Below are 629 nucleotides of genomic sequence, written 5' to 3' on the forward strand. Positions count from 1 at the left end.
TCCCTCACGCGGCGTCGCTGCATCAGGCTTCCGCCCATTGTGCAATATTCCCCACTGCTGCCTCCCGTAGGAGTCTGGGCCGTGTCTCAGTCCCAGTGTGGCCGGTCGCCCTCTCAGGCCGGCTACCCGTCGTCGCCTTGGTAGGCCATTACCCCACCAACAAGCTGATAGGCCGCGGGCCCATCCTGTACCGCAAAAGCTTTCCACCAACCCCCATGCAGGGGAAGGTCATATCCGGTATTAGACCCAGTTTCCCAGGCTTATCCCGAAGTACAGGGCAGGTCACCCACGTGTTACTCACCCGTTCGCCACTCGTGTACCCCGAAGGGCCTTACCGTTCGACTTGCATGTGTTAAGCACGCCGCCAGCGTTCGTCCTGAGCCAGGATCAAACTCTCCATAAAAAACACTAGAAACCGAAGTTTCAGCATAATCAGGAAATCCTGAACAAAAAACGAAACCACTGACAAAAATCAATGATTCCAGAAATACATCTCGCAAAGAAATAAACGAGAAAAGCCACAACACAAACAACCAAATAATTTGATTGTCCATGCGTGCCAAAAAATTTTGGCACTGACAATTTCATCGACACACTGTTGAGTTCTCAAAGAACACGCCAAACGCGGC

At 52.1% G+C, this 629-nt stretch carries 1 rRNA gene; it reads right to left on the reverse strand.

The features are described from left to right. Nucleotides 1-403 (reverse strand): 16S ribosomal RNA (locus tag ACLQ3K_RS26410); the annotation flags it as partial. Nucleotides 404-629: the final 226 nt, after the last annotated feature.

It is taken from the genome of Tsukamurella sp. DT100, from assembly GCF_049844855.1.
Taxonomy (GTDB): Bacteria; Actinomycetota; Actinomycetes; order Mycobacteriales; family Mycobacteriaceae; genus Tsukamurella.